The sequence below is a fragment of the Pseudomonas sp. MF6751 genome, from assembly GCF_016613265.1.
GTDB lineage: Bacteria > Pseudomonadota > Gammaproteobacteria > Pseudomonadales > Pseudomonadaceae > Aquipseudomonas > Aquipseudomonas fluorescens_BV.
On the sequence record NZ_JAENSV010000031.1, the window covers coordinates 16,288 to 42,822 of the forward strand.

Genomic DNA, 26,535 nt, shown 5'->3' on the forward strand with positions numbered 1-26,535 from the left:
CCCCCCAGTGCGTTACCCTTACGTCTTATGTGTGTTTTCCCACAAGGATTTAAGAAATGTCCGAGCCAGTCAAACTGCGCGCTCACAGCCAGGCCCATTGCAAGGATTGCAGCCTGGCCCCCCTCTGCCTGCCACTTTCGTTGAATCTGGAAGACATGGATGCGCTGGACGACATCGTCAAACGCGGCCGCCCACTGAAAAAAGGCGAGTTTCTGTTTCGCCAGGGCGACAAGTTTGATTCCGTCTATGCAGTACGCTCGGGCGCATTGAAGACCTTCAGCCTCAGCGACGGCGGCGAAGAGCAAATCACCGGTTTTCACCTGCCCAGTGAGTTGGTCGGGCTGTCGGGAATGGACACCGAGATTCATCCGGTGTCGGCCCAGGCCCTGGAAACCACGTCGGTGTGCGAAATTCCTTTCGAGCGCCTGGATGAACTGGCCCTGCAACTGCCGCAATTGCGCCGCCAGTTGATGCGCGTGATGAGCCGCGAGATTCGTGACGACCAGCAAATGATGCTGCTGCTGTCGAAGAAAACCGCCGACGAGCGTATCGCCACGTTCCTGGTCAACCTATCGGCGCGCTTTCGCGCCCGTGGGTTCTCGGCAAACCAGTTCCGCCTGAGCATGTCGCGCAATGAGATCGGTAATTACCTGGGCCTGGCAGTGGAGACTGTGTCCCGCGTGTTTACCCGTTTCCAACAGAACCAGTTGATTGCCGCCGAGGGTAAAGAAGTGCATATCCTCGACCCGATCCAGCTGTGTGCATTGGCTGGCGGTTCGCTGGAGGTCTGATCCAGGCTGCGGCCGCGCCAACCCGCGAGGCCGCAGGTATACTTCGAGTCCGTTTTCCGCTCTGGACTCCTCGACGATGACTTTTGATTCGTTCGACATCAAATCCCTGATTCGCCCCGTTATCGACTTCCCCAAGCCGGGTGTGATCTTTCGTGACATCACGCCGCTGTTCCAATCGCCCCGCGCCCTGCGCCTGGTGGCCGACAGCTTTGCCCAACGCTATGTCGAAGCCGATTTCACCCATATCGGTGCAATGGATGCCCGTGGCTTCCTGATCGGCTCGATCATCGCCTACCAACTCAACAAGCCGCTCATCCTGTTCCGCAAGCAAGGCAAGCTGCCGGCGGACGTGCTGGCCGAGGGTTACCAGACCGAGTACGGCGAAGCCTTCCTGGAAGTGCATGCCGACAGCCTGTGCGAAGGCGACTCCGTGCTGATGTTCGATGACCTGATCGCCACCGGCGGCACCCTGATTGCGGCGGCGAACCTGGTGCGGCGCATGGGAGCAAAGATCTTTGAAGCCGCGGCGATTATTGATTTGCCAGAGCTGGGTGGCTCACAGCGGTTGGCAGACATGGGGATTCCGACGTTTTGCCTGACACAGTTCGGGCTGACCGAGAGATAAGCGTCGTCAGTACTGACGCCATCGCGGGCAAGCCCGGCTCCCACCTTGGAATGCATTCCCCTGTGGGAGCCGGGCTTGCCCGCGATGAGGCCCGAAAGAACACCCCGGTTTACAACCCCATCTGCTTACTGATGATTTCATTCATCACTTCGCGCGTCCCGCCACCAATCGACAAAATCCGGTTATCGCGATACATCCGCTCCACCAGACTGCCACGCATATATCCCTGCCCGCCCAATATCTGCACCGCGTCATACGTCACCCGATCAGCGGTATCGGTGGCCAGATTCTTGGCCATGGAAATCTCTTTGATCACGCTCTTGCCGGCGGCCATCTTCGCGGCCTGGCGATAGGTGAACTCGCGGGAAACCTCCACGGCGGTAGCCATTTCCGCCAGGCGATGCTTGAGCACCTGGAATTTGCCGATGGGTTTGCCGAATGCTTCGCGCTGGGCGGCCCACTGGAGGCTTTCCTCCAAGGCCAGTTGCGCGGTCATGTTGGCCATGAGGGCCAAGGCCAGGCGCTCGCTCTGGAAGTTGCCCATGATGCAGGCAAAGCCCATGTTCTCTACACCGACGAGATTGCCCACAGGCACGCGGCAGTCATCGAAGAATAACTCGGCGGTGTCCGACGCCCACCAGCCCATCTTCTTCAGTGGCTGGCCGACGGTAAAACCGGGCGTGTCTTTTTCAATCAGCAGCAGGCTGATGCCGCCAAAGCCCGGCCCGCCCGTGCGCACGGCCACGGTGTAGAAATCAGCGCGAATGCCGCTGGTGATAAAGGTCTTGGCGCCGCTCACGCGGTAATGCTCGCCTTCACGTACGGCGCGGGTTTGCAGGTTGGCTACATCCGAGCCGCCGCTGGGCTCGGTGACCGCCAGGGCGATGATCTTCTCGCCGGCGAGCACCAGAGGCGCTATGCGCTCACGCACGTCGGGCCGGGCCCATTTGACGATGGGCGGCAGGCCGATATCCAGGGAGCCGAGCCCTGCCACCACGCCACCGGAGCCGCAGCGCATCAGTTCTTCGCTGGCGGCGACCTTGGCGAACAGATCGCCTTCGTGGCTGCCACCCAGCGCCTCGGGGTAGCCGATGCCCAGAATGCCCGCCGCACCGGCCTTGAGGTAAAGCTCGCGGGGAAAACTTTCCGCTTCCTCCCATTGCTCGATGCCGGGCAACATCTCGCGTTCGACGAAGCGGCGCACGCTGTCGCGGACCAATTGGTGGCTGGGGTCGAAGTATTCCTGATAGGCGGACATCGGCAAGCTCCATGGCGAGATGGAGCGAACTTACCAAGCGCTTGCTTGGTTATCAAGTCATGCACAGGGACTGTGTCTGCGCTAATCCTGTAGGAGCGAGCTTGCTCGCGAAAAACGTCAACGATAACGCGTGCTTCCTGAGTGAACGCGGCGCCTATTAGTTTTTCGCGAGCAAGCTCGCTCCTACAGGGTTAGGAAGTCCCAGATTGCAATAGGCTTTAGAGCGCGATGGGTTTGCGGCCTGCGAACGAGTGCGCCAGGGTGCCGCCGTCCACCAATTCCAGCTCGCCACCCAACGGTACGCCATGGGCGATCCGTGAAGTAATCAAACCTTTATTGGTCAGCAACTGGGCGATGTAGTGCGCAGTGGCTTCACCTTCCACCGTCGGGTTGGTTGCCAGGATCACTTCGGTAAAGGTGCCCTGCTCTTCGATTCGTGCCACCAATTGCGGGATACCGATGGCTTCCGGCCCCAAACCGTCGAGCGGCGACAGGTGGCCCTTGAGCACAAAGTAACGCCCGCGGTAACCGGTCTGCTCCACGGCGTACACATCCATCGGCCCTTCCACCACGCACAGCAACGTGTCGTCGCGACGCGGGTCGGCGCATTGCGGGCAGAGTTCTTCTTCGGTGAGGGTGCGGCACTGGCGGCAGTGGCCCACGCCCTCCATGGCCTGGCTCAGGGCCTGGGCCAGGCGGGTGCCGCCGCTGCGGTCACGCTCCAGCAGTTGCAGCGCCATGCGCTGGGCAGTTTTCTGGCCGACGCCGGGCAAAGTGCGCAAGGCGTCGATCAGTTGGCGAATCAGGGGGCTGAAGCTCATGGGCGAAGGGTCCGACAAAACAACGAGACGCGGTTTATACCCGCGCCCCGGATTAGCGTCAAATACTCAATCCTGCGCGACGCGCACCACCAACTTGCCGAAGTTGCGCCCTTCGAGCAGGCCGATAAAGGCTTCGGGCGCCTGCTCCAGGCCGTCGACCACGTCCTCGCGGAACTTGATCTTGCCCTCGCGCACCCAAGGCGCCATGGCACTGAGGAACTCCGGCTGGCGGTCGCCGTAGTCATCGAACACGATAAAGCCCTGGATGCGCACCCGCTTGGTCAGCAAGGTGCGTTGCAGGGCCGGCAAACGGTCAGGGCCGCTGGGCGCTTCATGGGCGTTATAGCCGGCAATCAACCCGCACAGCGGCACGCGCGCTTTGGGGTTGAGCAAAGGCAGCACGGCATCGAAGACTTTACCGCCGACGTTTTCGAAATAAATGTCCACGCCTTTGAAACAGGCCAGGGCCAGCTCATGGGCAAAATCTTCGCTCTTGTGGTCGATACAGGCGTCAAAGCCCAACTCATCCACCACGTAGCGGCACTTGTCTGCGCCACCGGCAATGCCCACCACGCGCAAGCCCTTGAGCTTGGCCACCTGGCCCACCACCGACCCCACCGCGCCAGACGCAGCCGCCACCACCAGGGTTTCCCCGGCCTTGGGCTGGCCGATATCCATCAAGCCCATGTAGGCCGTCATGCCCGGCATACCCAGTACGCCCAAGGCCATCGACGGACTCGGCAACCCCTTGGGCAGCGGGATCAGGTTATGGCCTTCGCAAATGCAGTGGCTTTGCCAGCCAGTGGCGCCGACCACCAGGTCGCCCACTTCGAATTTCGGGTTGCGCGATTGCTCGACACGGCTGACAGCCCCACCGGTCATCACCTCGCCGATTTCCACGGGCGCGGCGTAGGAAGGCGCATCACTCATGCGTCCACGCATGTAGGGGTCCAGGGACAGGTACAGGGTCTTGAGCAACACCTGACCGTCTGCCAGGTCCGGCAGGCTCACACGTTCCAGGCGAAAGTTTTCGGGCGTGGGTGCGCCTTGAGGGCGTGAGACCAGAACGATGCGTTGGTTGAGCGTCATTTCTTGAGGCATCAGCGGGGCTCCTTTATCGGTGAGTGGTTTCAACGGTATAGGGTGCAGACCATCGGTGAAGGCCTGGGGTTCGATGTTTCGACCGGCCAAAAAAAATGCCAGGCGCGATGCCTGGCATTTGAGTCTAGCTAAAGCGTGTATCAGAACGGCAGTTTCATTCCCGGTGGCAGTTGCATGCCAGCGGTCACGCCGGACATTTTGTCCTGGCTGTTGGCTTCGATCTTGCGCACAGCGTCGTTGACGGCTGCGGCGAACAGCGCTTCGAGCATTTCCAGGTCATCTTCACCCACGCCCGGCAATACGCTTGGGTCGATGCTGACACGCTTGATGTCGTGACGACCGGTCATCACCACGCTGACCATATCGCCACCGGCTTTACCGGTGACTTCGGCGTTGGCCAGCTCTTCCTGCATCTTGGCCATTTTTTCCTGCATCTGCTGCGCCTGCTTCATCAGGCCGGCCATGCCACCTTTCATCATGGGAATCACCTCAAAAGTACGTGGATCAATGAGTAGCCCGGTGTCATGACGCTTGGGGCACCGGGGCTTCGACAGGTTCAATAGTATCGTGGCGGACGACCGCACCGAACTGTTGCATCATTTGTTGGATAAGCGGATCTGCGTGGATCGAGTCCTCGGCCTCGCGCTGGCGGTTAAGGCGCCGACGGGTCGCTGCCTGGGCCGGGGTTTCCTGCTCGGGCTTGATCAGCTCGATGGCGATGGTCAGCGTGCGCCCATGGTACTGGTTGAGCGCATCGTTGAGCCGGCGCTGCTGGGTGGCGTTGAACAAGGCGCTATGGGCCGGGTCCAGGTGCAGCAGCCAGTGGTCGCCTTCGATGGAAATCAGGGTGCAGTTGGCGGCGATACTGCCGGTCATGCCGGAGATCGGCAATTTCGGAAACAATTCCAGCCATTGCAGGGCCAGGCCGGTAGCCGGAGCCGCGGCAGGCTCTGCCTCGGGCTCGGGCGCAGGTTCCGCGGTGTGCTCACTGGCCAAATCGTCCAGGTAGCTGTAGGCCGAATCCATGTCCGGCTCGATGTAGTCTTCGTCCAGCGGCGGTTCGTCGTCCAGGTCAATGCCGGGAGTGGCCGCGTCGACCTGGGCGACCGTCGGTTCAGGAACGGGGGCCGATACCCACTCAGGGGCATCCGGCACCACGCTGTCCGGAGTCGGCGCAGGCATCGGTGTCAGCTCGGGTTGCTCGCCGGTGGTTTCCAGCACGGGCTCCACGGCGGGCTGTTGCTCGGGCTCTACTTGCGCTTCGACCGGGTCATTCCAAGGCAAGTCGACAACGGGCTCGGGCTCGATGACCGGCTCGGGCTCGACCACCGGTGCGACGGCAACCGGCGCAGGTTCAGGCTCAGGTGCCGGCGCAACCGGCTCAGGCACAGCAACCGCAGGCGCAGTAACTACTGGCGCGACAACGGCCGCGCCAGCCACTGGTTTGGCGGAATCAACTGTGGCCTGGCTGATCCCCACTGGCTTTAGCGGCTGTCTCGGTGCGTCTGCCGAATCTGCCGGCCGGAATGCCAGCATGCGCAGCAGCACCATTTCAAAGCCACCCCGAGGGTCGGGTGCCAGGGGCAGGTCGCGGCGACCGATGAGGCCCATCTGGTAGTAGAACTGTACGTCTTCGGCCGGCAAGGCCTGGGCCAGGGCCAATACGCGATCACGGTCGCCATGGCCGTTGTCCACGCCTTCCGGCAGGGCCTGGGCGATGGCGACGCGGTGCAATACGTTGAGGATTTCCGAAAGCACGCCATTCCAGTCCGGGCCTTGCTCCGACAGGTGGCGCACCGCTTCGAGCAACGCCTTGGCGTCCCCTTCGATCAGCGCGTGCAGCACGTCAAACACCTGGCCGTGGTCCAGGGTACCGAGCATGGCGCGCACGTCGGCGGCCATGACCTTGCCTTCACCAAACGCGATGGCCTGGTCGGTGAGGCTCATGGCATCGCGCATCGAACCATCGGCGGCGCGGCCCAGCAACCACAGCGCGTCGTCTTCGAACGGTACGTTCTCGACGCCCAGCACATGGGTCAAATGCTCGACCACACGCTCGGGGGTCATGTTTTTCAGGGAGAACTGCAGGCACCGCGACAAAATCGTTGCCGGAAGTTTCTGCGGGTCGGTGGTGGCCAGGATGAACTTGACGTAGGGCGGCGGCTCTTCCAGGGTTTTCAACAAGGCGTTGAAGGAGTGGCTGGACAGCATGTGCACTTCGTCGATCAGGTAGACCTTGAAGCGGCCACGGCTCGGCGCGTACTGCACGTTGTCCAGCAGTTCGCGGGTGTCTTCGACCTTGGTTCGGCTCGCGGCATCGATCTCGATCAGGTCAACGAAACGCCCTTCGTCGATCTCACGGCACACCGAACAGGTGCCACAAGGCGTCGAGGTAATACCGGTTTCACAATTCAGGCACTTGGCGATGATGCGCGCAATCGTGGTCTTGCCCACCCCGCGCGTACCGGTGAACAGGTAGGCGTGGTGCAGCCGTTGGCTGTCCAAGGCATTGATCAGAGCCTTGAGCACATGGGTCTGGCCGACCATTTCGCGGAACGAGCGCGGGCGCCATTTACGTGCAAGAACCTGATAACTCATCGAAAACCGTCGCAACTGGGAAGCAGAAGCCGGTAATGCTAGCGGAGCAAGGGGGAAATTGCATCCGGCACGCTCGTCTAATCTGACGAAGCTTGTTCGATTGGCCTCCCGGAGGGCCCCTGCGGGCGTTCTGCTAGCACACTTGAGCGCCAACGCCCTTCCAGGCTGATAGCGGCGACACTTGCCAGCACGATCACCGCGCCCAGCATCACCTGCAGGGTGACGTGTTCGCCAAGCAGCGTGGCGGCCATCAGCATGGCAACCGGTGGAATCAGGTACATCGCCACCGACGCACGACTGACCTCGACGTGCTTCAACACATAACCCCAGGCCAGATAGGCCAAGGCACTGGGAAAAATGCCCAGCACCAGCACGGCAAGATTCTCCACCATCGGTGCCTGCACGATGGCGGCGGGCAGACCCGGCAGGTTCACGCACAGCATCAGGGTGCCGGACCACACCATGTAGCACGCCATGGTCAACGGGCTGTAGCGATGGGCGTAATGTCGCTGGATGGCGAAGTACACACTCCATGAGCAGGCCGCCAACAAGATCAGCAAACCCCGTGGGTTGATATCGCCTATGCCCCGGTCGCCCCAGATCACCCCCACTACGCCGGCCAACCCCAACAGCACGCAGCCCCAGCGCCAGGTGCTGACCTGCTCCTTCAAGCACAAAAACGCGATCAACACACTGAACAATGGCGCCGACTGTGCCAACACACTCGACGCTGCCGCCGTCACCCATTGCTGCCCGTAATTGAGACTGGTGTGGTGCAGGAACACCCCGAAAAAGCCCAGCACCAACAACCACGGCAGGTCGCGCAATGGTGGCCGTCCAATTCCCACCACCGAGGCCACGCCGCCCATGAATACCGACGCGATCAAAAACCGCAGCAGCGCCAATTGGCCGGGGCTGTAACTGTGCAGCCCCATGTGTACGCCGATGGGGGAATACGCCCAACAGAGGATGACGCTGGCAATGACTAGCGTAAGCTTTAGAGGTGACGGAGTATTCATCGACAGCATCCACGCAAAAGGAATGCTGGCAGTCTTGGCCCAGGCCAGGCATAGGACAATTAAGCGTTTCTGACTTCTGAAATCATTGGAACTGAGCAATGGAACTGGCCCAACTGAAAATGGTACGAGCCGTGGCGCAAACCGGCAGCGTGGCCCAGGCTGCGCTGCAATTGCACTGCGTGCCGTCCAATATCACCACGCGCATCAAGCAGCTGGAAAGCGAGTTGGGCACACCGCTGTTTATCCGTGCTGGCCGAGGGCTGGCGATCAGCGCCGCGGGAGAGATCTTCCTGGATTACTGCGAACGTATCCTGGCCTTGGTGGATGAATCCAAACGCGCCGTGGATGCCAGCGCCATTCCCCGTGGCACCTTGCGCATCGGTGCGGTGGAATCCAGCGCCAGCGGGCGCTTGCCACCGCTGCTGGCGGAATACCACCGGCGCTATCCCGATGTCAGCCTGGAACTGGTCACCGGTGCCTGGGCGCAACTGCTGGATGACCTGCAGCACCACCGCCTGGATGTGGCGCTGGTGGCTGCCGGCGGCAAACGCACAAAGCTGGAACAGAGCGTGGTCTACAGCGAGCGCCTGGTGCTGATCGCCAGCGCGTGCAGCGCCCCTATCAACAGTGCCGAGGACCTGGCCGGCCGAACCCTGCTGGTGTGGCCGCCGGGCTGCCCTTATCGCGCCGCCCTGGAAAACTGGCTCAAGCCCCATGACATCAAGCCAGCAATCGCCAGCTACGCCAGTTGGGGCACGATCATCGGATGCGTGAGCGCGGGGATTGGCGTGGCGTTGGCACCCGAGGGGATCCTGGCGCGCTATGAACAGGCCAATCAGCTGGCATCGTATCGCTTTGAAGCACTGGCGCCCGTGGACAACCTGTTGTTCTGGCACACGGACACCCAGCGGCACCTGGCGCGAGATGCGTTTGCCGGGCTACTGCGCGAGACCTTTGGCTGACTTGCTCGCTCCTACAATTTAGGGCTTCGGCGCAGCCAACCGTGCGTACTGGCCCTGGCTGATCCAGCCCGTGAACGAACGGTCGTCAGCGTTGATGAATTCCACCTGCGCCCAGCCGTCCTTGAATGCCAGTACGCCCACTACGTCATGCTTGACGATGTAGGGCCGCTTTGCCGCTTTGGCGCCCGGCGTTTTCAGCAAGTAAGCCTTGTCGGCAGACACCGTCACCAAGCCGATCCATTGTTTGCTGGCGGTCTGGCTCAGCTCCAGGCCGGTGGCGATTTCCGGCATCAGCACGTTGATGCAGCCGGGGTGTTGACGGCCCTGCGCCACGGTCAGGGTCACCCCGTCGGACGCCGCTGCCACACTGCCTGGGTAGGCAGCGTCCAGCCAGGTGGTGAGCGCTTCGGGTTTGCCTTGCAAGTAGAACGTGCAACCACGGGCCACACCCTCGCCCATCGATTCCTGGTAGAAACCCTCCACCTGATGCCCCGGCGTCACCGCCAGCATCAGCCCTTCATATTGGCCTGAATGCAACGCCGCCGGGCCGGCCAACGCAGGCGCCACGGCGCACCACGACAACACTCCCATCGCCAGATAACGAATCATCTTATTTCTTCCCTTCAAAGGCTTCGTAGGCTTGTTTCATCAGGACGTCATAGTTGCCGTAATCATCACCGTTATAGTTTCGGGCCATGGCGGTAAAGTCCTTGTTTTTCATGGCACTCAATAATGCCGAGTTGTGGCTGCAAAGGCTGAGATAGGCTTTGAGTTGGTTACCGGCATTGATCTTTAATGACGCCACGAACTCAAACACCGTCTTGAATCCGCACGCAGCAAAATTGAACCCCATGATTTGAAACATGCCCCAGGAGGCCGACATCAAGGCGGCTTCCTGATCCAGCGCAAAGGCGGTGGCCATGGTCTCCCAGGCCTTGACCTGATCCTTGTTGTTCGCCTGCCATTGCGGGCCGGCTTTTTTCTTGTAGATATACGACAGCAGCGGCTGCGACTGGTCGTAGATGTGCTTGGTGTACTTGCGAAAGTGGTGCCCTTCAAAAGCGATGATCGGCAACTTGGCGGGCCCGAACCCCACCTTCCCGCCCGACTCCACCGTGGCGAACGCCTTGACCACATTCACCGAAATGCCGTTGCCCAATTGCTTGGCGGCGTTCTGGAAATCCGTATCGCTCAATGTCGTCCCGCCATCGCAGGTGGACTGCATCATCAACTGCCGGTTACGCCGCTCGGCCTCGATCACCGCACGCACGCGGTCCAGGTACACATTGACCGTGGCCTGTACCGCATCGACGTTGTTATTGCCGAAAATGTTGAGAAACGTCGGAATGCGCGTATTGGGAAAAGCCCGCACCGGTACCTTCAGCGCCTCTTCGATCAGACTGTTGAACGTCCGCCCGGTGGGGTCGATCACGCCATCGGGATGGGCGTACTTGAGATGGCGAAACTGATACTGGCTGATGCACTGCACCAACTGGCCGTCGCACTTGCCGTTTTCCAGCAAGGCAAACCCCATCTTGGGAATGATCAAATTGAATAAATACTGGATGCACTGAACATCGGCGGGCAAGTTGCGGGCTTTGCCGGGCGTCCCTACCGAAGCACTGATAAGACGAGGCAACCCTTGCAGGCTTTTCATGACAGACATCCTTGTGAGTGAAAGAAGTGATAGCACTTCAACATCAAATCCATGCCCTTGTCATACTCTGAAACAAGTGGCCGGCGCAAGCTAACAAGGCGGTCTGCGGATTGTCCAGAGGGCTTTATGAAAGTTGTGAAACAGCCGGATTAAAACCGTCAGTAACCGTGGGATTCACGGGTCTTTTGATACTTGTGATAGTCGAGCCACTCGACCACATCGTAGGGCAGGTACAACTGCACCCTGGCCCGTGAAATCGCGATATACACCGCACAGAGTCGTTGATCGAACGCGTAGGCGTCCTGGAACTTCACATTGGTCAACAATTCCGGGGTGAGCAGTACCCGGTCGAACTCCATGCCACCCGCATCCTGCGCCAGCATCAACAGGACGCGCTCGTCCGGATGGCCAATCAACCTGTTCAAACGCGTGACATCCGCCACGTTAAAGCCTTTTTCCAGCTCGGCCTCGACCCACAGAAACGCCTCATCGAACTGGCAGGCTTCGCGCACCTGCTGCCAATCGGCCATGTCGCTGAAAAACGCATGGGGGCCGAGGTCATTGAACTCATTGCTATAGAAATCGGGTTTGAACAACGCGATGACCGTGTCCATGAAATGCTTGAGCGACTGCTGGGCCTCTTTGCTCGCCAGGCCGAACGCACAGCGGGCGTGGCTCAGCTGGATCGCCCACTGCATGGTGTCCCAATGGGAAGCGGTCAACACCACGCAACCTTGCGGGGGCACGAAACCCTGCGGATAAAACTCAATGCCGACATCGGCATCGCGCGCGCCCTCGAAAAGCGATTTGCTTTTTTCCGAGTGCAAGCTGATCAACGGGTTGACCAGGCGCTCGACATTGCGCCCGGAACGCACGGAGTAGCACACGTCGGTATGGCGAACCTCACGGGCACGCTTGACCACGCCGCCACTGGCCTGCTGATACTCATCCCCCAAAGTGATCAGCACCTGGCGGCCGCGCTCGATGATTTGCAACAGCGGCGCCGGGATGTCCTGGCTCTCATCGATGAGCACATGGGTATAGCGCTCGGGCACCACGCAGCCTGCAAGGCTGGCGCGCTTGATCATCAACAAGCCTTCAAACCCGGTATGCCGGCCCCAGGCCGGGTTCGCCTCTAGGTAGCCCCATAACCGGCTGGCATATTCGAGCAGCGCCCTGGCATCGACGCCGGCGAGCGGTTGCTTGAAATGCGGCAAATGCTGGGCCGACAAGCTGTACTCCCAGGAGCGGCAGTAGGCCTCAAGCACCTTGAGGCACACCTCCACCACCGCTTGCCCTTCCAGGCGGCGGAAACCAAAGATATTCAGCTCTTGAGCGAGCGCCTGCTTGGTCGGCACCCTCGCCGGCGTATTCAGCGGCTTTGGCCTCGGGCCATGCAATAGAGCATGGGCGAAGTCCTGGAAGGTATGCCCGGCCTTACGCTCCCGCGCTCCCACCATGCGCGCACGCAGGGTTTCGAGTTTTGCCGGGGTGCGTGCCAACAATAAGGTCTTTTCCGGGCGCAGGTGCTCCAGCAAGGCCACCAGCAGGTGACTCTTGCCAATGCCTGCATAGCCTTGAACATGCAGGTCTTCGTTCAGGTTGGCGCGGAAGGTTCTGAGCAGCTTGTCTTGCTCGGCGCTCAACCAGCGCTCGCGATGCCTGGGCGTGATCACCTGCTGGCTGAACGGATCATTGGCCTTGAGGTGGCGGACTTTATACTCGACGTCCCATTTGCCACTGGGCAACAGATAGTCCCGAGCCTGTACTTCCTCCTCCAGCAGAAAGCGCAGCTTCAGGCTTTTGACCACATTGAGGCCGAAATACAGCTTCCTCTGATCGAACAGCCGCTGCGCTTCAGAGAGCAAGGACACACTGGCCGAATGGCTGGCATCGACTGCCCAGTCAATCAGTTTGGCCAACACTTTTTCAGCACCATTGGCGCTCAGGTCGCTTTCCGGGACCTGCGCCAGGTTCTGGATCACCAACACCGCCGCCAATTCGGGCTCACTCAGGGCTACAAGCGCATCGATACCCTCGCCGCCCAACAAACCCGCACAGGTGTGCTCGGTGATCGGCAAGAATACGGGGCTGGATAAGTCGAAATGTTCCGAGTGCATAGAGCCTCGTAGCCAGGGAAAGAGACGCTTGGGAGTATGCCACTAGACGCGAAATGACCGTCATGCGCTGTGCAAGAAGCATCACAGATGACTGGCTGAAAATAACTTGAGTTTTAGAAGGGACTGCAGAAGGGAGCGTTATGGAGGCAACCCCACCAGCCACACCCCGGCACACAATGTTCCCGCTGTGGCTGCTGCCTTCCGGCTCTGACCAGGTTCACGGGTAATCGTTGCGGGGGGACCGATGGGGTCACCATAACGACGCTGCCTCTCGGCAAGCCGCGCCATTGTACCCATCTCATCGGAAGTTACAACCGTTGGTTCCGGATTAAAAAATGAGAAGGCTCAAGCACTTGCCATAACCCCATCGGCCCTGCCGCCCTCTTCCTGGATGACCAAGTGAATAAAGTGCAGCTTGGCAATCACCGCGGGCGGTAGCACGAAGGGGTAGAAATCCGGCTGGCCCATGGCGCGGGACAGTTCGTTGAGCATGCCGGCCAGTTCGATCCAGGCATTGACGAAGCAGAGGAATGCCGGGCCGCCAGGGTGTTGGGGGTCGTAGAGTGTGGTCAGGGGGAATGGCTGGTAATCCAGGTCCATCTCGCGGGCGCTCATGCCAAAGCCCAGGGCCGTGTCCACGGCGTCCATCATGTGCAGGTAGTGGGCCCAGGTTTCGGCCCAGTCTTCCCAGGGATGCATGGTGGCGTAGGCGCTCACGCAGGTGAGTTGCCAGTCCGGGCGCGGGCCGTTCTGGTAGTGCCGGTCGAGGGCCTCGGCATAACTGGCGCGTTCGTCGCCGAACAGGTTGCGAAAAGGTGTGAGCCAGTGACTGTTGGCGATCAGGCGATCCCAGTAGTAATGGCCGACTTCATGGCGAAAATGGCCAAGCAAGGTGCGGTATGGCTCGCGCATCTGTACGCGGACTTTTTCACGGTGGGCGTCGTCGGCTTCCTTGATGTCCAGGGTGATCAGCCCATTGGCGTGACCGGTGGTGGGCGCGTTGCCTTTTAGGTCGATGCCGATGAAGTCGAAGGCCAGGCCAGTCTCTTCATCAACGCTCTTGGGCAGCACTTGCAAGCCCAGGCTGATCAGTTGCGCGACCAAGCGGCGTTTGGCGGTTTCGACCTTGCGCCAGCGTTCGTGGTTTTCCGCAATTGATAGGTCAGGAATGGTGCGGTTCAGGCTACAGGCCACGCACAACGGTGCAGTGCTGTGAGCAGGAATCAGCCAGTTGCAGGCGGCGGGTGAATCGAGGTTTGCACAGCGCCGGAATGCGCCGGCATCGAGATTATCGTCCGCCAGCCAAGTACCGACCGCCGGCCCAGGTTGCAAGGACGACAGGCGGCTTTGCTGCGGCTGGTAACCCAATGCCGCCTGGCAGGCCAGGCATTGGCTGTTGCGAAAAAACAGCGACTGGCCACACCGGCATTGCCACACCTTGCTGTTGCGCGAGGTTTCGGCCATGAACGGAGCGGCGATGCGCGTGCTGAGTTGCTCGAAGTAACGGAACATGGCGATCTCTCCCTGGGTGACAGAGACTAGATCATTTCTCGGGAGAGATCGTTCAACACGTGCAGGAGATGCCTCTGCTCCCTGTAGGAGCGAGCTTGCTCGCGAAGATCGTTAACGATAATGCGGGGCGCCTGATTTACAGCGACGCCCTTTGGTTCTTCGCGAGCAAGCTCGCTCCTACAGTGTTGAGAGATCGCTCTCACGCGGAGTGGGGACGATCAATCAGACGGTGATGTTGTGCTTGGCCAGGAAGGTGACGAAGGCCTCTTCGTCCAGTACTTTCAGGCCCAGCTCATTGGCCTTGGCCAGTTTCGAGCCGGCGCCGGGCCCCGCCACCACACAGTGGGTTTTCGCCGAAACGGAACCGGCCACCTTGGCCCCCAGGCTTTCGAGCTTGTCCTTGGCCACATCGCGGCTCATCAGCTCCAGGGAGCCCGTGAGTACCCAGGTGTGCCCGGCTTCGGGCAAGCCTTCAACGACCTTTTTCTCGCTCTGCCAGTGCATGCCAAAGTCCTTGAGCTGCTGCTCGATGGCCAGGGCATGGCTGGCGTTGTCGGCATTATCGAAAAAGTCCCGTACAGCCTTGGCTTGTTTCTCGGGCAGCGCCTGGCGCATATCGAGCCAGTCAGCCTTGATTACGCCCTCCAGCGAACCGAACTTGTCCGCGAGCTTCTGCGCAGCACCTGGCCCCACAGACGGCACGTGCAGCTTGTCGAGCAAACCGCCCAAGGTGGTGCTGGCGGCGAATTCCGCGCTGAGCTCGCCCTGCTCCTGCAATTGCAGGCCGCACTCGTGCGGCGACAACAGCGCGCCAATCACCTGCTGGTTGTGGCCGTCTTCAAAGAAGCTATGGATCTCATGGGCCACTTCCAGCCCTACATCCGGCAAGTACGTCAGCACCTCTGGCAACGCCTTTTGAACGCGCTCCAGGGACGCCAGCGAGCGCGCCAGGACTTTGGCCGTCTCCTCGCCCACGTCGGGAATGCCCAAGGCGTAGATGAAGCGCGCCAGGGTCGGGGTCTTGCTGTTTTCGATGGCGCTGATCAGCTTCTTGCTGGAAATATCGGCAAAGCCTTCCAGGTCGATGATCTGTTCATATTTGAGCTTGTAGAGATCGGCCGGCGAACCGATGAGCTGTTCATCCACCAGTTGCTCGATGGTCTTGTCGCCCAGGCCGTCAATGTCCATGGCCCGGCGCGAGACGAAATGAATGATTGCCTGCTTGAGCTGCGCGCCGCAGGCCAGGCGCCCGACGCAACGGTACACCGCGCCTTCGCTGACGGTTTCCTTGCCCTTGCTACGCTTGACCAGTTGCGTGCGCTCCACATGGGAACCGCACACCGGGCAATTCTGCGGGATCTGCACGGCGCGGGCGTTTTCCGGGCGGCGTTCGGTGACCACCGAGACCACCTGCGGAATCACATCACCGGCGCGGCGGATGATCACGGTGTCGCCGACCATCAGCCCCAGGCGGGCAACCTCATCCATGTTATGCAGGGTGGCATTGGACACGGTCACGCCGGCCACCTTGACCGGCTTGAGGCGCGCCACCGGCGTGACCGCACCGGTACGACCGACCTGGAACTCCACGTCGAGCAGCTCGGTGAGTTCTTCCATGGCCGGGAATTTGTGCGCGATCGCCCAGCGCGGCTCGCGGGCACGGAAGCCCAGTTCACGCTGGTAGGCAATGCTGTTGACCTTGAACACCACGCCGTCGATTTCATAGCCCAGCGCATTGCGGCGCTCGCCGATGTCGCGGTAGTAGTCCAGGCACTCCTGGATACCCTTGGCCAGCTTCAACTCGTGGCTGATCGGCATCCCCCACTTCTGCAACTGCTTGAGGTTGCCGATATGGGTGTCGCTGATATCCGCGGTCACCTGGCCGATGCCATAGCAGCAGAATTCCAGCGGGCGACTGGCGGTGATCTTCGAGTCCAGTTGGCGCAGGCTGCCCGCCGCGGCGTTGCGCGGGTTGGCGAAGGTCTTGCCGCCCACTTCCAGTTGCGAGGCGTTCAATCGCTCGAAACCGGCCTTGGACATGAACACTTCACCGCGCACTTCCAGGGTGGCCGGCCAGCCCGTGCCGTGCAGTTTCAGGGGGATATTGCGCACGGTGCGCACATTGACGCTGATGTCCTCGCCGGTGGTGCCGTCGCCCCGGGTGGCACCGCGCACCAGCTCGCCATCCTGGTACAGCAGGCTGACCGCCAGGCCATCCAGCTTCGGCTCGCAGCTGTATTCCACCGCCGCGCCAGCGCCAAACAGATCGCCCACCGGCAGATCAAGGCCCTCGGTGACCCGGCGATCAAACTCCAGCATGGTGGTTTCATCGAAGGCGTTGCCCAGGCTGAGCATCGGGATCTCGTGCTTGACCTGGGTGAACGCCGACAATGCCGCACTGCCGACCCGCTGCGTCGGTGAATCACGCGTCACCAGTTCCGGGTGCTCGGCCTCCAGGGCCTTGAGCTCGTGGAACAGGCGGTCGTATTCGGCGTCCGGAATGCTCGGCTCGTCGAGGACGTGGTAGCGATAGTTGTGCTGATCCAGTTCAGCGCGCAGTTCGAGGATGCGGGTATGGGCGGCGGTCATGGGTGTTCTCTCATAAAGCAAAAGAGCAGCCGAAGCTGCTCAATATGTTAGTGCACGGATTCTACAGACAACGCTTAAGATCGATCCTCAGCGTTTCTGTGTCAGGGCGCGACGCTCGAACTCGACGATGCGCTGACGGTAGTGTTCGATGGTCTGGGCGGTGAGCACGCTGCGCTGGTCGTCCTTGAGCTCGCCGTTGAGTTCCTGGGACAGCTTGCGCGCAGCGGCTACCATCACGTCGAACGCTTGTTTCGGGTGACGCGGGCCTGGCAGGCCAAGGAAGAAACTCACCGCCGGGGTACTGAACAGGTCGATATCGTCCAGATCGAACGTGCCGGGCTTGACCGCGTTGGCCATGGAGAACAGCACTTCGCCGTTACCGGCCATGCTTTCGTGACGATGGAAGATATCCATCTCGCCAAAACGCAGGCCGCTTTCGAGGATGTTCTGCAAGAGTGCCGGGCCTTTGAAACCGCCGGCATCGCGGCAGATCACGCTGATGACCAGGACTTCTTCGGCAGCCGGCTGATCGTTGACCGATTGGCGCGCCGCACTCTTGGCGGACGTCTCGTCCGGGAAATCGTCATCGCGGCTGCTGAAACTCGGGCCATCATCGACGTCGAGGTTCAGGTCGCCCTGGTGCGGCTCGGCAACCGCCGCGCTACCGCGCTTGCCACGTTTGGACGACGGCTCGCGGGCTTCACGCAGCGGGGCGCTCATCGACGGCAGGTCGTGCTCATCCAGTTGCGGCTCTTTATGGGTATCCAGCACACGGGGCGGCCCCAGCAGCTCGGCGGCGCCGTCGTCGTCAGGCAAGTTGGACAGGTTTCGGTCCAGCCGGAACTTGAGCTTGCCCTTGCCACCGCGCATGCGGCGCCAGCCATCAAAAAGAATACCGGCAATGACAATAATGCCGATGACGATCAGCCACTCGCGCAGACCGATTTCCATGTAATCCCGTGCCTCTAATAAAAAATGCTGAAAAATAAGGGGTTTAGCACCGTGCAAACCGCTTTAAAACGTGGCGCCAACTCTATGTTCTGACTGACGTTTTGCCCACGCACACGAAAAATTGACATTAAACTAGCACGACCAAAGATAACTTTACACCGTCTGTCAAAATGCCTTGAACAAATATGTCCATTTGCCACTTTCCCCAGGCCGGTAAATCGCCCTACAGCGTGCTGTAAATTCTCTCTCCCAGCGTGGCTCAGGATTCCACCATCGCCATCGCCTCTTCCACATCCACCGCTACCAATCGCGAACATCCAGGCTCATGCATCGTCACCCCCATCAACTGGTCGGCCATTTCCATGGCGATCTTGTTGTGGGTGATATAGATGAACTGCACGGTCTGGGACATCTCTTTGACCAACCGAGCGTAGCGTCCAACGTTAGCGTCATCCAGCGGTGCGTCAACTTCGTCGAGCATGCAGAACGGCGCCGGGTTCAACTTGAAGATGGCAAATACCAGAGCCAATGCGGTCAGGGCTTTTTCGCCGCCGGACAATAAATGGATGGTGCTGTTCTTCTTGCCCGGAGGCCGCGCCATGATCGTTACCCCTGTATCGAGTAGATCTTCGCCCGTCAGTTCCAAGTAGGCGCTGCCACCACCGAAAACTTTTGGGAATAACGCCTGTAAACCGCCATTAATCTGATCAAAGGTATCTTTGAAGCGGTTGCGGGTTTCCTTGTCGATCTTGCGGATCACGTTTTCCAGGGTGTCCAGGGCTTCAACCAGATCGGCGTCCTGGGCATCCAGATAACGTTTACGCTCGGACTGCTGCTGGTACTCATCGATAGCGGCGAGGTTGATCGCGCCCAGGCGTTGAATACGTGCGGCAATCCGTTCAAGTTCTTCTTCGGCGTCTTTCTCGTTGGCCTGGGCGGTCAGGGTGTTGAGCACGCCGTGCAGGTCATAGCCGTCTTCCAGCAATTGGTCTTGCAAGGTCTTGCGGCGCACGCTGAGGGCTTGCCATTCCATACGCTGTTGTTCGAGCTGGCCGCGGATCAACTGCGATTGCTGCTCGGCCATGGTGCGACGCTTTTCGGCGTCGCGCAGTTCACGGTCGGCGTCTTCCAGGGCGATCTGGGCGGTCTTGAGTTCGACATCGACGGTCATGCGCTTGTCGAGCAATTCCTCAAGCTTGAGGCGCAGCTCTTCCAGCGGTGCCTCGCCCTCCTCCAGGTTGAGGCTCAGTTGCTCGCGCTTTTCGGTCAGGCGTTCGGACTGCATCTCCAGGCGCTCAAGGGCTTGGCGTGTGGAATCATGCTGGGCGCGCAACGAGCCCAGGCGTACGGCCAACTGATGGGCGTGGTCCTTGTGCTGCCGGGCTTCCTGGCGCACGCGGTCAAGGCGCTCGCGCAGGCTGTCGCGCTGGGCCAGCAGCAACTCGCGCTGTTCGGTGTCCAGGGCCATGCTGTCGAGGGCCTCCTGCAAGTGCAGGCGCGCTTCACCGATCTGTTCATGTTCCAGGGCGCGCTGTTCGCCCATCTCGGCCACTTCTTCGTCAAGACGGGTGCGGCGCAGGGTCAATTGCTCCACCTTGGCCCTGCTCGCAGACAATTGGGCTTTCAACTCGCCTTGCTGGCGCGCTTCGTCCTGCAACAGCCGACGCAGGTGTTCGCGGCCGGTTTCCTGCTGGCGCTGGGTAGCGCGCAGGGTTTGCAGTTCGGTTTCCAGGCTTTCCAGTGTGGCTTCGCGCTCTTCACGCTCGGCGCTCAGGTTGACGATTTCCTGGCCACGGGCCAATACGCCACTTTCCGCCTCACTGGCGCGGCGCACGCGCAGGAAGTGGCGGCCGACCCAATAACCATCGCGGCTGATCAGGCTTTCGCCGCCCGCCAATTGGCCGCGTTGGGCCAAGGCTTGCTCAAGGGACTCCACGGGCCTGACCTGGCCCAACCATGGCGACAGATCCATCGCCGCCTCGACCTTGTCCAGCAAGCTGCCCGGTACCCTTGCACCCTCGGGCGCCGGGCTGAGCAGGCGCAAATCGCCCTGGGCAAACCCGGCCAGGTCGAAACCCGCAAAATCATCCACCAGCACCGCTTGCAGATCGGCACCCAACACGGTTTCCACCGCCAGTTCCCAGCCGGCTTCGACTTTCAAGCCTTCAGCCAGGCGCGGGCGCTCGGCCAAATGCTGGTCGCGCAGCCACTCGGCGGTGCCAGTGCCGGGGTCGAGCGCGGCTTGCTGCAAGGCTTCCAACGAAGCCAGCCGACCATTGAGCCGCTGCAAGTCGCCCTGGGCTTGCTGCTGCGCCTGGGTCGCGGTGTGCAATTGCTGGCGCAGTTGCTCCAGGCGCTCCACTTGCTGTTCTTCGCTGGCCTCCAGTTCTTCCAGGGTCATTTCGCTTTCGGCCAGTTGTTCGCTCAGCGCCATGATCGCCGCGTCTTCCGGGTCGGCAGCGAGCAGGACACGCTCTTCCTGCAGACGGCGCTGGCGCTCGGCCAGGCGTTCCATGCTGGTTTCCAACTGCTGGATGCGCGACTGCTGCACCTCGGCCTGGCGGCGCGGCTCAGCGGATCGCAGGTTGAAGGCGTCCCACTGTTCCTGCCAGCCGTGCATGGTGGCTTCGGATTCTTCCAGGGCGGCGGCGGCTTCTTCGGCGGCGGCGCTGGTGATTTCCTGCTCGGGGGTGAGCATGTCCAGCTCTTCGCCCAGGGTCAGCAGCAAGGTACGGTCATGGCCCAGGTGCGATTCGGTTTCCAGGCGTGCGCGTTCGGCTTCCTTCAAGTCATCCTGCAACTGGCGCAAACGCTGCTGGCCGTGCTGGATACTCTGCTCGACCCGGGCAATGTCACCGCCCACCGAATAGAAGCGGCCTTGCACCAGATTGAAGCGCTCGGACAACTCATGGTGGCCGTCACGCAAGCGCTCAATGCTGGCGTCGGCATTACGCTGCTCGGCCACCAGCGCTTCAAAACTGACTTCCTGGGTGCCAATAATCGCTTCGCGCTGGCCCACCTGGTCATTCAATGCTTGCCAGCGCAGGGCCGACAATTGCGCCTTGAGCTGGCGTTCTTCACCCTTGTATTCCTGATACTTCTCGGCGGCCTGGGCCTGGCGATGCAGGCGTTCGAGCTGGCGCTCCAGCTCCTCGCGCAGGTCGGTGAGGCGGGCGAGGTTTTCGTGGGTGCGGCGGATACGGTTTTCAGTCTCGCGGCGGCGCTCCTTGTACTTGGAGATACCGGCCGCTTCTTCGATAAAGTTGCGCAGGTCTTCGGGCTTGGCCTCGATCAGCTTGGAGATCATGCCCTGCTCGATGATCGAGTAGCTGCGCGGGCCCAGGCCGGTGCCGAGGAAGATATCGGTGATATCGCGACGGCGACACTTGGTGCCGTTGAGGAAGTAGCTGTTCTGGCTGTCGCGGGTGACTTTACGACGGATGGAAATTTCCGCGTAGGCTGCGTATTCGCCGATCAGGGTGCCGTCGGAATTATCGAATACCAGTTCGATACTGGCCTGGCTCACCGGCTTGCGGCTGGTGGAGCCGTTGAAGATGACGTCGGTCATCGACTCGCCGCGCAGGTTTTTCGCCGAGCTCTCGCCCATCACCCAACGCACGGCGTCGATGATGTTCGACTTGCCGCAACCATTGGGCCCCACCACCGCCGCCATGTTGCTGGGGAAGTTGACGGTAGTCGGGTCGACGAAGGATTTGAACCCCGCCAACTTGATGCACTTGAGCCGCACGCTTAGGCGTCCGCCAACGCAGCGATGACCAGCGAGCTACTGCGCTGGCAGTAGGCGGTGAGCACCACACGTATCTGCACCAAGTCACGGGCCAGTACTGCGGCGAGCAATTGCTCGAACAGCGCCAGGAACTCGCTCATGGACGCCTTGCGCTGATCCAGGGCCAGGTAATAGGCGCGGTTCATCGCCGGCTGCAGGTTCTCGACGGTTTCCTGCAAATACGGATTGTTGGCGAAGGGGTATGCAGCGCGCATCACATTGAAGCTTTCTTCGACGAAAGCGCGGATGTCCTCGCGCTCCAAACTGAGCTGCAGGCGTTGCTGGATCTGCAGGAACGGCGCCATGTCGGCCTGGGTCTGCCAGCCTTCGGCAACCGCATTGCCGAGCAGGATGTACATCTCGCCCATCAACGTACACAGGCTCTGCACCTTGTGCGCGGTGAGTTCGGTGACGTGGGCGCCACGGCGCGGCAGGATCGCAATCAAATGGCGGCGCTCAAGGATCAGCAAAGCTTCGCGCACGGAACCACGGCTGACGTTGAGCGCCAGCGTGACCTTCTGTTCCTGGATCCGCTCCCCAGGCTTGAGATCGCCGCGAATGATACGTTCGGCGAGGTGGTGAGCAATTTGCTCGGCGAGACTGTCCGGCGCCTTGAACGTCATGTTTTCCCTTCAAAATCTGCTATCGGTACAAGCGCGGCAGTGTAGCGCATTGGCCCGCTGATGGCGCTACGCCCACCGTGGCGAATTTGGCACGAAATAAGCAACGTTGAAAGCCTGTAAGCCGCCAAAAACGCCGGTTCCAGAAGACTGGACCATAATTGAAAGTGTTGCGACCGCATTTTCTTGACCCTTAGGTCAGAAAACCATTGACCGAAAAGTCAGACATGACTAGATTCGGCGCAAAGCGGTTAACAACAATAATGAGTCTGCGAGGCCTTCCGTGATCCAGTTTTTACTTAACCAGGAACTCCGTAGCGAGCACGCCCTGGACCCCAACCTGACCGTGCTCAACTATCTGCGCGAGCATGTGGGCAAATCCGGTACCAAGGAAGGCTGCGCCAGCGGCGACTGTGGCGCGTGCACCGTGGTGGTCGGCGAGTTGCACACCGACGAGCAAGGCGTCGAGCAGATTCGTTATCGCAGCCTCAATTCCTGCCTGACGTTCGTGTCGTCACTGCACGGCAAACAACTGATCAGCGTCGAAGACCTCAAGCACCAGGGCCAACTGCACAGCGTGCAACAGGCCATGGTCGAGTGCCACGGTTCGCAGTGTGGCTTTTGTACCCCAGGTTTCGTGATGTCGCTGTTTGCCCTGCAAAAGAACAGCGATGCCCCCGACAGCCAGAAAGCCCATGAAGCCCTGGCCGGCAACCTGTGTCGTTGCACCGGTTATCGCCCGATCCTCGCCGCCGCCGAACAGGCCTGCTGCAACAAGCCTCAGGATCAATTCGACAACCGCCAGGCTGAAACCATCGCCCGCCTCAAGGCCATCGCGCCGACGCAAACCGGTGAACTCAACAGCGGTGACAAGCGCTGCCTGGTGCCACTGACCGTCGCCGACCTGGCCGACCTCTATGACGCCTACCCGCAGGCCCGCCTGCTGGCCGGCGGCACTGACCTGGCGCTGGAGGTCACCCAGTTCCACCGCACCCTGCCGGTGATGATCTACGTCGGCAACATTGAAGCCATGAAGCGCATCGAGCAGTTCGACGACCGCCTGGAAATCGGCGCGGCCACCGCCCTCTCCGACTGCTACGCCGCGCTGCACCACGAATACCCGGACTTCGGCGAACTGCTGCACCGCTTCGCCTCCCTGCAAATTCGTAACCAGGGCACCCTGGGCGGCAATATCGGCAACGCTTCGCCGATTGGTGATTCGCCGCCGCTGCTGATTGCCCTGGGCGCGCAGATCGTACTGTGCAAAGGCAACACCCGCCGCACCCTGGCGCTGGAAGACTATTTCATCGACTACCGCGTCACCGCGCGCCAGGACAGCGAGTTCATCGAGACCATCATCGTGCCCAAGGGCCACACGCTGTTCCGGGCCTACAAGGTGTCCAAGCGCCTGGACGACGATATTTCCGCGGTGTGCGCGGCGTTCAACCTGAACATCGACAACGGTGTGATCAGCGCGGCTCGCGTTGCCTTCGGAGGCATGGCCGCCACACCAAAACGCGCAAAAAATTGCGAGGCCGCGTTGGTGGGCGCCATCTGGAACTTGGCCACGGTCGAGAAAGCCTGCGCCGCCCTGGCACAGGACTTCACCCCACTGTCGGACTTCCGCGCCAGCAAGGAATACCGCCTGCTCAGCGCGCAGAACCTGCTGCGCAAATACTTCATCGAACTGCAAACGCCGCACATCGAGACTCGGGTGACCGCTTATGTCTAACCATCACGCCGTGGTAAAAACCCAGGCCGAACTTGCCGCACTCTTTGCCCAGGACCTCACCACCGGGGTAGGTCGCAGCGTCAAGCATGACAGCGCCGCCAAGCACGTCAGCGGTGAAGCGCAGTACATCGACGACCGCCTGGAATTTCCCAACCAGTTGCACCTGTATGCGCGCATGTCCGACCGCGCCCATGCCCGGATCATCAGCATCGACACCGCGCCCTGCTACGCCTTCGACGGCGTACGCATTGCCATCACCCATGAAGACGTACCGGGCCTGAAAGACATTGGCCCGTTGATGCCCGGCGACCCGCTGCTGGCCATCGACACCGTGCAGTTCGTCGGCCAGGTGGTACTGGCCGTGGCCGCCCGCGACCTGGAGACCGCACGCAAGGCGGCGATGGCGGCGGTGATCGAATATGAAGACGTGGAACCGGTGCTGGATGTGGTCGAGGCGTTTCGCAACAAGCACTTCGTGCTCGACAGCCACACCCACCAGCGCGGCGATTCGGCCACTGCGCTGGCAAGCGCCAAGCACCGTATCCAGGGCACTTTGCATATCGGTGGCCAGGAACACTTTTATCTGGAAACCCAGATTTCTTCGGTGATGCCCACCGAAGACGGCGGCATGATCGTCTACTGTTCCACGCAAAACCCCACCGAAGTGCAGAAGCTGGTGGCCGAAGTGCTGGATGTGTCGATGAACAAGATCGTGGTCGACATGCGGCGCATGGGCGGTGGCTTTGGCGGCAAGGAAACCCAGGCCGCCAGCCCGGCATGCCTGTGCGCCGTGGTGGCGCGCCTCACTGGCCAGCCGACCAAAATGCGCCTGCCACGGGTCGAAGACATGCTGATGACCGGCAAGCGTCACCCCTTCTATATCGAATACGACGTGGGGTTTGACGACAACGGCCGACTGCACGGCATCAACCTGGAACTGGTGGGTAACTGCGGTTGTTCGCCGGACCTGTCCAACTCGATTGTCGACCGCGCCATGTTCCACGCCGACAACTCGTATTACCTGGGCGACGCCACGGTCAATGGCCATCGCTGCAAGACTAACACTGCCTCCAACACGGCCTATCGCGGCTTCGGCGGCCCCCAAGGCATGGTCGCCATCGAGGAAGTGATGGACGCCATTGCGCGCCATCTGGGCCAAGACCCGTTGGCGGTGCGCAAGGCCAACTACTACGGCAAGACCGAGCGCAACGTCACCCACTACTACCAGACCGTCGAGCACAACATGCTCGAAGAAATGACCGCCGAACTGGAAGCCAGCAGCCAATATGCCGAGCGCCGCGAAGCAATCCGCCTCTACAACGCCCACAGCCCGATCCTGAAAAAAGGCCTGGCGCTGACCCCGGTGAAATTCGGTATTTCGTTCACCGCCAGCTTCCTCAACCAGGCCGGCGCGCTGATCCATATCTACACCGATGGCAGCATCCACCTGAACCACGGCGGCACCGAGATGGGCCAGGGCTTGAATACCAAGGTCGCGCAAGTCGTGGCCGAGGTATTCCAGGTAGAAATCGACCGCGTCCAGATCACCGCCACCAACACCGACAAGGTACCCAACACCTCGCCCACCGCTGCCTCCAGCGGCGCCGACCTGAACGGCAAGGCCGCGCAGAATGCGGCCGAAACCATCAAGCAGCGCCTGGTGGAGTTTGCGGCGCGCAAGTACGACGTAAGCGAGGCGGACGTGGAGTTTCGCAACGGCCATGTGCGCGTGCGCGAGCAGATCCTGAGCTTCGAGGCGTTGATCCAGCAGGCGTATTTCGCCCAGGTATCGCTCTCCAGCACAGGTTTCTACAAAACCCCGAAAATTTTCTACGACCGCAGCCAGTCACGCGGGCGACCGTTCTACTACTACGCCTTCGGGGCGGCTTGCTGCGAAGTGATCGTCGACACTCTGACCGGTGAATACAAAATGCTGCGCACCGACATCCTGCATGACGTCGGCGCTTCGCTGAACCCGGCCATCGACATCGGCCAGGTGGAAGGCGGCTTCATCCAGGGCATGGGCTGGCTGACCATGGAAGAGCTGGTGTGGAACAACAAGGGCAAGCTGATGACCAACGGCCCGGCGAGCTACAAGATCCCGGCAGTGGCCGACATGCCGCTGGACTTGCGGGTCAAGCTGGTAGAGAAACGCAAGAACCCCGAGGACACGGTGTTCCATTCCAAGGCCGTGGGCGAGCCGCCGTTCATGCTCGGGATTGCTTCGTGGTGTGCAATCAAGGATGCGGTGGCGAGCTTGGCTGACTATCGCCAGCAGCCCAGGATCGATGCGCCGGCCACGCCCGAGCGGGTGTTGTGGGGGTGTGAACAGATGCGGCAGTTGCGGGCGGCGAAGGCTGTCGAGGCTGACACTGAATTGGCTTCGCTCTAG

19 protein-coding genes, 1 other RNA gene and 1 pseudogene are annotated in these 26,535 nt (G+C 60.9%); 6 read left to right on the forward strand and 15 right to left on the reverse strand.

Translation table 11 applies throughout. The annotated features are described in order from the left end of the window. Positions 1–56 precede the first annotated feature (56 nt). The gene (gene fnr / locus JJD66_RS20885) at positions 57–791 is read left to right on the forward strand and encodes a fumarate/nitrate reduction transcriptional regulator Fnr (RefSeq protein ID WP_005790290.1); all 735 of its coding nucleotides are present in this window, start codon (positions 57–59) and stop codon (positions 789–791) included. Positions 792–867: 76 nt separating this feature from the next. Then, positions 868–1,416, forward strand: coding sequence for an adenine phosphoribosyltransferase (locus tag JJD66_RS20890; RefSeq protein WP_003193191.1), 549 nt, complete (start codon positions 868–870; stop codon positions 1,414–1,416). A 109-nt stretch (positions 1,417–1,525) separates the two neighbouring features. Here JJD66_RS20890 and JJD66_RS20895 read toward each other — a convergent pair whose 3' ends face one another. From JJD66_RS20895 to JJD66_RS20920, 6 genes are all read right to left on the reverse strand, one after another. Then, positions 1,526–2,674, reverse strand: coding sequence for an acyl-CoA dehydrogenase family protein (locus tag JJD66_RS20895; protein ID WP_200648917.1), 1,149 nt, complete (start codon positions 2,672–2,674; stop codon positions 1,526–1,528). A gap of 218 nt (positions 2,675–2,892) precedes the next feature. Then, positions 2,893–3,495, reverse strand: coding sequence for a recombination mediator RecR (gene recR, locus JJD66_RS20900; protein ID WP_014719453.1), 603 nt, complete (start codon positions 3,493–3,495; stop codon positions 2,893–2,895). Positions 3,496–3,561: 66 nt separating this feature from the next. Continuing rightward, positions 3,562–4,596 carry an NADP-dependent oxidoreductase gene (locus tag JJD66_RS20905; RefSeq protein WP_003193196.1) on the reverse strand — a complete coding sequence of 345 codons (1,035 nt, stop codon included), beginning with the start codon at positions 4,594–4,596 and terminating at the stop codon, positions 3,562–3,564. Positions 4,597–4,736: 140 nt separating this feature from the next. Further along, positions 4,737–5,075 (reverse strand): YbaB/EbfC family nucleoid-associated protein, encoded by a 339-nt coding sequence (locus JJD66_RS20910; RefSeq protein WP_003193199.1) that lies wholly within the window; start codon positions 5,073–5,075, stop codon positions 4,737–4,739. A 43-nt stretch (positions 5,076–5,118) separates the two neighbouring features. After that, complete coding sequence (gene dnaX, locus JJD66_RS20915; RefSeq protein ID WP_054898606.1) at positions 5,119–7,194, reverse strand: DNA polymerase III subunit gamma/tau; 2,076 nt, start codon at positions 7,192–7,194, stop codon at positions 5,119–5,121. 77 nt (positions 7,195–7,271) lie between these two features. Beyond that, positions 7,272–8,213 carry a DMT family transporter gene (locus JJD66_RS20920; protein ID WP_200648918.1) on the reverse strand — a complete coding sequence of 314 codons (942 nt, stop codon included), beginning with the start codon at positions 8,211–8,213 and terminating at the stop codon, positions 7,272–7,274. A 98-nt stretch (positions 8,214–8,311) separates the two neighbouring features. Between JJD66_RS20920 and JJD66_RS20925 the strand changes: the two genes are divergently transcribed. Further along, positions 8,312–9,175: a LysR family transcriptional regulator gene (locus JJD66_RS20925; RefSeq protein WP_060772981.1), complete on the forward strand. Its 864-nt coding sequence runs from the start codon at positions 8,312–8,314 to the stop codon at positions 9,173–9,175. 18 nt (positions 9,176–9,193) lie between these two features. Here JJD66_RS20925 and JJD66_RS20930 read toward each other — a convergent pair whose 3' ends face one another. From JJD66_RS20930 to JJD66_RS20950, 5 genes are all read right to left on the reverse strand, one after another. Then, positions 9,194–9,784: a hypothetical protein gene (locus JJD66_RS20930; protein WP_200648919.1), complete on the reverse strand. Its 591-nt coding sequence runs from the start codon at positions 9,782–9,784 to the stop codon at positions 9,194–9,196. Position 9,785: 1 nt separating this feature from the next. After that, a complete protein-coding gene (locus JJD66_RS20935; RefSeq protein WP_200648920.1) occupies positions 9,786–10,832 on the reverse strand; it encodes an N-acetylmuramidase family protein in 1,047 nt (348 codons plus the stop codon). Positions 10,833–10,990: 158 nt separating this feature from the next. Then, complete coding sequence (locus JJD66_RS20940) at positions 10,991–12,952, reverse strand: hypothetical protein (protein WP_200648921.1); 1,962 nt, start codon at positions 12,950–12,952, stop codon at positions 10,991–10,993. Positions 12,953–13,102: 150 nt separating this feature from the next. Then, positions 13,103–13,199: signal recognition particle sRNA small type (gene ffs / locus JJD66_RS20945), an RNA gene on the reverse strand. A gap of 98 nt (positions 13,200–13,297) precedes the next feature. Next, positions 13,298–14,464 carry a zinc-binding metallopeptidase family protein gene (locus JJD66_RS20950; protein WP_200648922.1) on the reverse strand — a complete coding sequence of 389 codons (1,167 nt, stop codon included), beginning with the start codon at positions 14,462–14,464 and terminating at the stop codon, positions 13,298–13,300. A gap of 68 nt (positions 14,465–14,532) precedes the next feature. Between JJD66_RS20950 and JJD66_RS28155 the strand changes: the two are divergent. Then, positions 14,533–14,649, forward strand: a pseudogene (locus JJD66_RS28155) (outer membrane lipoprotein carrier protein LolA); the annotation flags it as partial. A gap of 37 nt (positions 14,650–14,686) precedes the next feature. Here the strand turns inward: JJD66_RS28155 and ligA are convergent. The 4 genes from ligA to JJD66_RS20970 form a co-directional block, all read right to left on the reverse strand. After that, on the reverse strand, positions 14,687–17,053 hold the full coding sequence (ligA, locus tag JJD66_RS20955; protein WP_198714522.1) for an NAD-dependent DNA ligase LigA: 2,367 nt from the start codon (positions 17,051–17,053) through the stop codon (positions 14,687–14,689). 87 nt (positions 17,054–17,140) lie between these two features. After that, positions 17,141–18,004, reverse strand: a complete 864-nt coding sequence (gene zipA, locus JJD66_RS20960) for a cell division protein ZipA (protein WP_054898611.1) — start codon at positions 18,002–18,004, stop codon at positions 17,141–17,143. Positions 18,005–18,263: 259 nt separating this feature from the next. Beyond that, a complete protein-coding gene (smc, locus tag JJD66_RS20965; RefSeq protein ID WP_200648923.1) occupies positions 18,264–21,752 on the reverse strand; it encodes a chromosome segregation protein SMC in 3,489 nt (1,162 codons plus the stop codon). Between the two features lie 2 nt (positions 21,753–21,754). Beyond that, a complete protein-coding gene (locus JJD66_RS20970) occupies positions 21,755–22,414 on the reverse strand; it encodes a GntR family transcriptional regulator (RefSeq protein ID WP_200648924.1) in 660 nt (219 codons plus the stop codon). Positions 22,415–22,694: 280 nt separating this feature from the next. Between JJD66_RS20970 and xdhA the strand changes: the two genes are divergently transcribed. Together xdhA and xdhB are read left to right on the forward strand one after the other, a co-directional pair. Beyond that, positions 22,695–24,143, forward strand: a complete 1,449-nt coding sequence (gene xdhA, locus JJD66_RS20975) for a xanthine dehydrogenase small subunit (RefSeq protein ID WP_198714520.1) — start codon at positions 22,695–22,697, stop codon at positions 24,141–24,143. Continuing rightward, a complete protein-coding gene (gene xdhB / locus JJD66_RS20980; protein WP_200648925.1) occupies positions 24,136–26,535 on the forward strand; it encodes a xanthine dehydrogenase molybdopterin binding subunit in 2,400 nt (799 codons plus the stop codon). The genes xdhA and xdhB overlap by 8 nt, the downstream gene beginning before the upstream one ends.

Excerpts from the sequence above, each read along its gene's own strand:
- fnr (WP_005790290.1), top strand. The coding sequence starts at position 57 with ATGTCCGAGCCAGTCAAACTGCGCGCTCACAGCCAGGCCCATTGCAAG.
- JJD66_RS20890 (WP_003193191.1), top strand. The coding sequence starts at position 868 with ATGACTTTTGATTCGTTCGACATCAAATCCCTGATTCGCCCCGTTATC.
- JJD66_RS20895 (WP_200648917.1), bottom strand. The coding sequence starts at position 2,674 with ATGTCCGCCTATCAGGAATACTTCGACCCCAGCCACCAATTGGTCCGC.
- recR (WP_014719453.1), bottom strand. The coding sequence starts at position 3,495 with ATGAGCTTCAGCCCCCTGATTCGCCAACTGATCGACGCCTTGCGCACT.
- JJD66_RS20905 (WP_003193196.1), bottom strand. The coding sequence starts at position 4,596 with ATGCCTCAAGAAATGACGCTCAACCAACGCATCGTTCTGGTCTCACGC.
- JJD66_RS20910 (WP_003193199.1), bottom strand. The coding sequence starts at position 5,075 with ATGATGAAAGGTGGCATGGCCGGCCTGATGAAGCAGGCGCAGCAGATG.
- dnaX (WP_054898606.1), bottom strand. The coding sequence starts at position 7,194 with ATGAGTTATCAGGTTCTTGCACGTAAATGGCGCCCGCGCTCGTTCCGC.
- JJD66_RS20920 (WP_200648918.1), bottom strand. The coding sequence starts at position 8,213 with ATGAATACTCCGTCACCTCTAAAGCTTACGCTAGTCATTGCCAGCGTC.
- JJD66_RS20925 (WP_060772981.1), top strand. The coding sequence starts at position 8,312 with ATGGAACTGGCCCAACTGAAAATGGTACGAGCCGTGGCGCAAACCGGC.
- JJD66_RS20930 (WP_200648919.1), bottom strand. The coding sequence starts at position 9,784 with ATGATTCGTTATCTGGCGATGGGAGTGTTGTCGTGGTGCGCCGTGGCG.
- JJD66_RS20935 (WP_200648920.1), bottom strand. The coding sequence starts at position 10,832 with ATGAAAAGCCTGCAAGGGTTGCCTCGTCTTATCAGTGCTTCGGTAGGG.
- JJD66_RS20940 (WP_200648921.1), bottom strand. The coding sequence starts at position 12,952 with ATGCACTCGGAACATTTCGACTTATCCAGCCCCGTATTCTTGCCGATC.
- JJD66_RS20950 (WP_200648922.1), bottom strand. The coding sequence starts at position 14,464 with ATGTTCCGTTACTTCGAGCAACTCAGCACGCGCATCGCCGCTCCGTTC.
- ligA (WP_198714522.1), bottom strand. The coding sequence starts at position 17,053 with ATGACCGCCGCCCATACCCGCATCCTCGAACTGCGCGCTGAACTGGAT.
- zipA (WP_054898611.1), bottom strand. The coding sequence starts at position 18,004 with ATGGAAATCGGTCTGCGCGAGTGGCTGATCGTCATCGGCATTATTGTC.
- JJD66_RS20970 (WP_200648924.1), bottom strand. The coding sequence starts at position 22,414 with ATGACGTTCAAGGCGCCGGACAGTCTCGCCGAGCAAATTGCTCACCAC.
- xdhB (WP_200648925.1), top strand. The coding sequence starts at position 24,136 with ATGTCTAACCATCACGCCGTGGTAAAAACCCAGGCCGAACTTGCCGCA.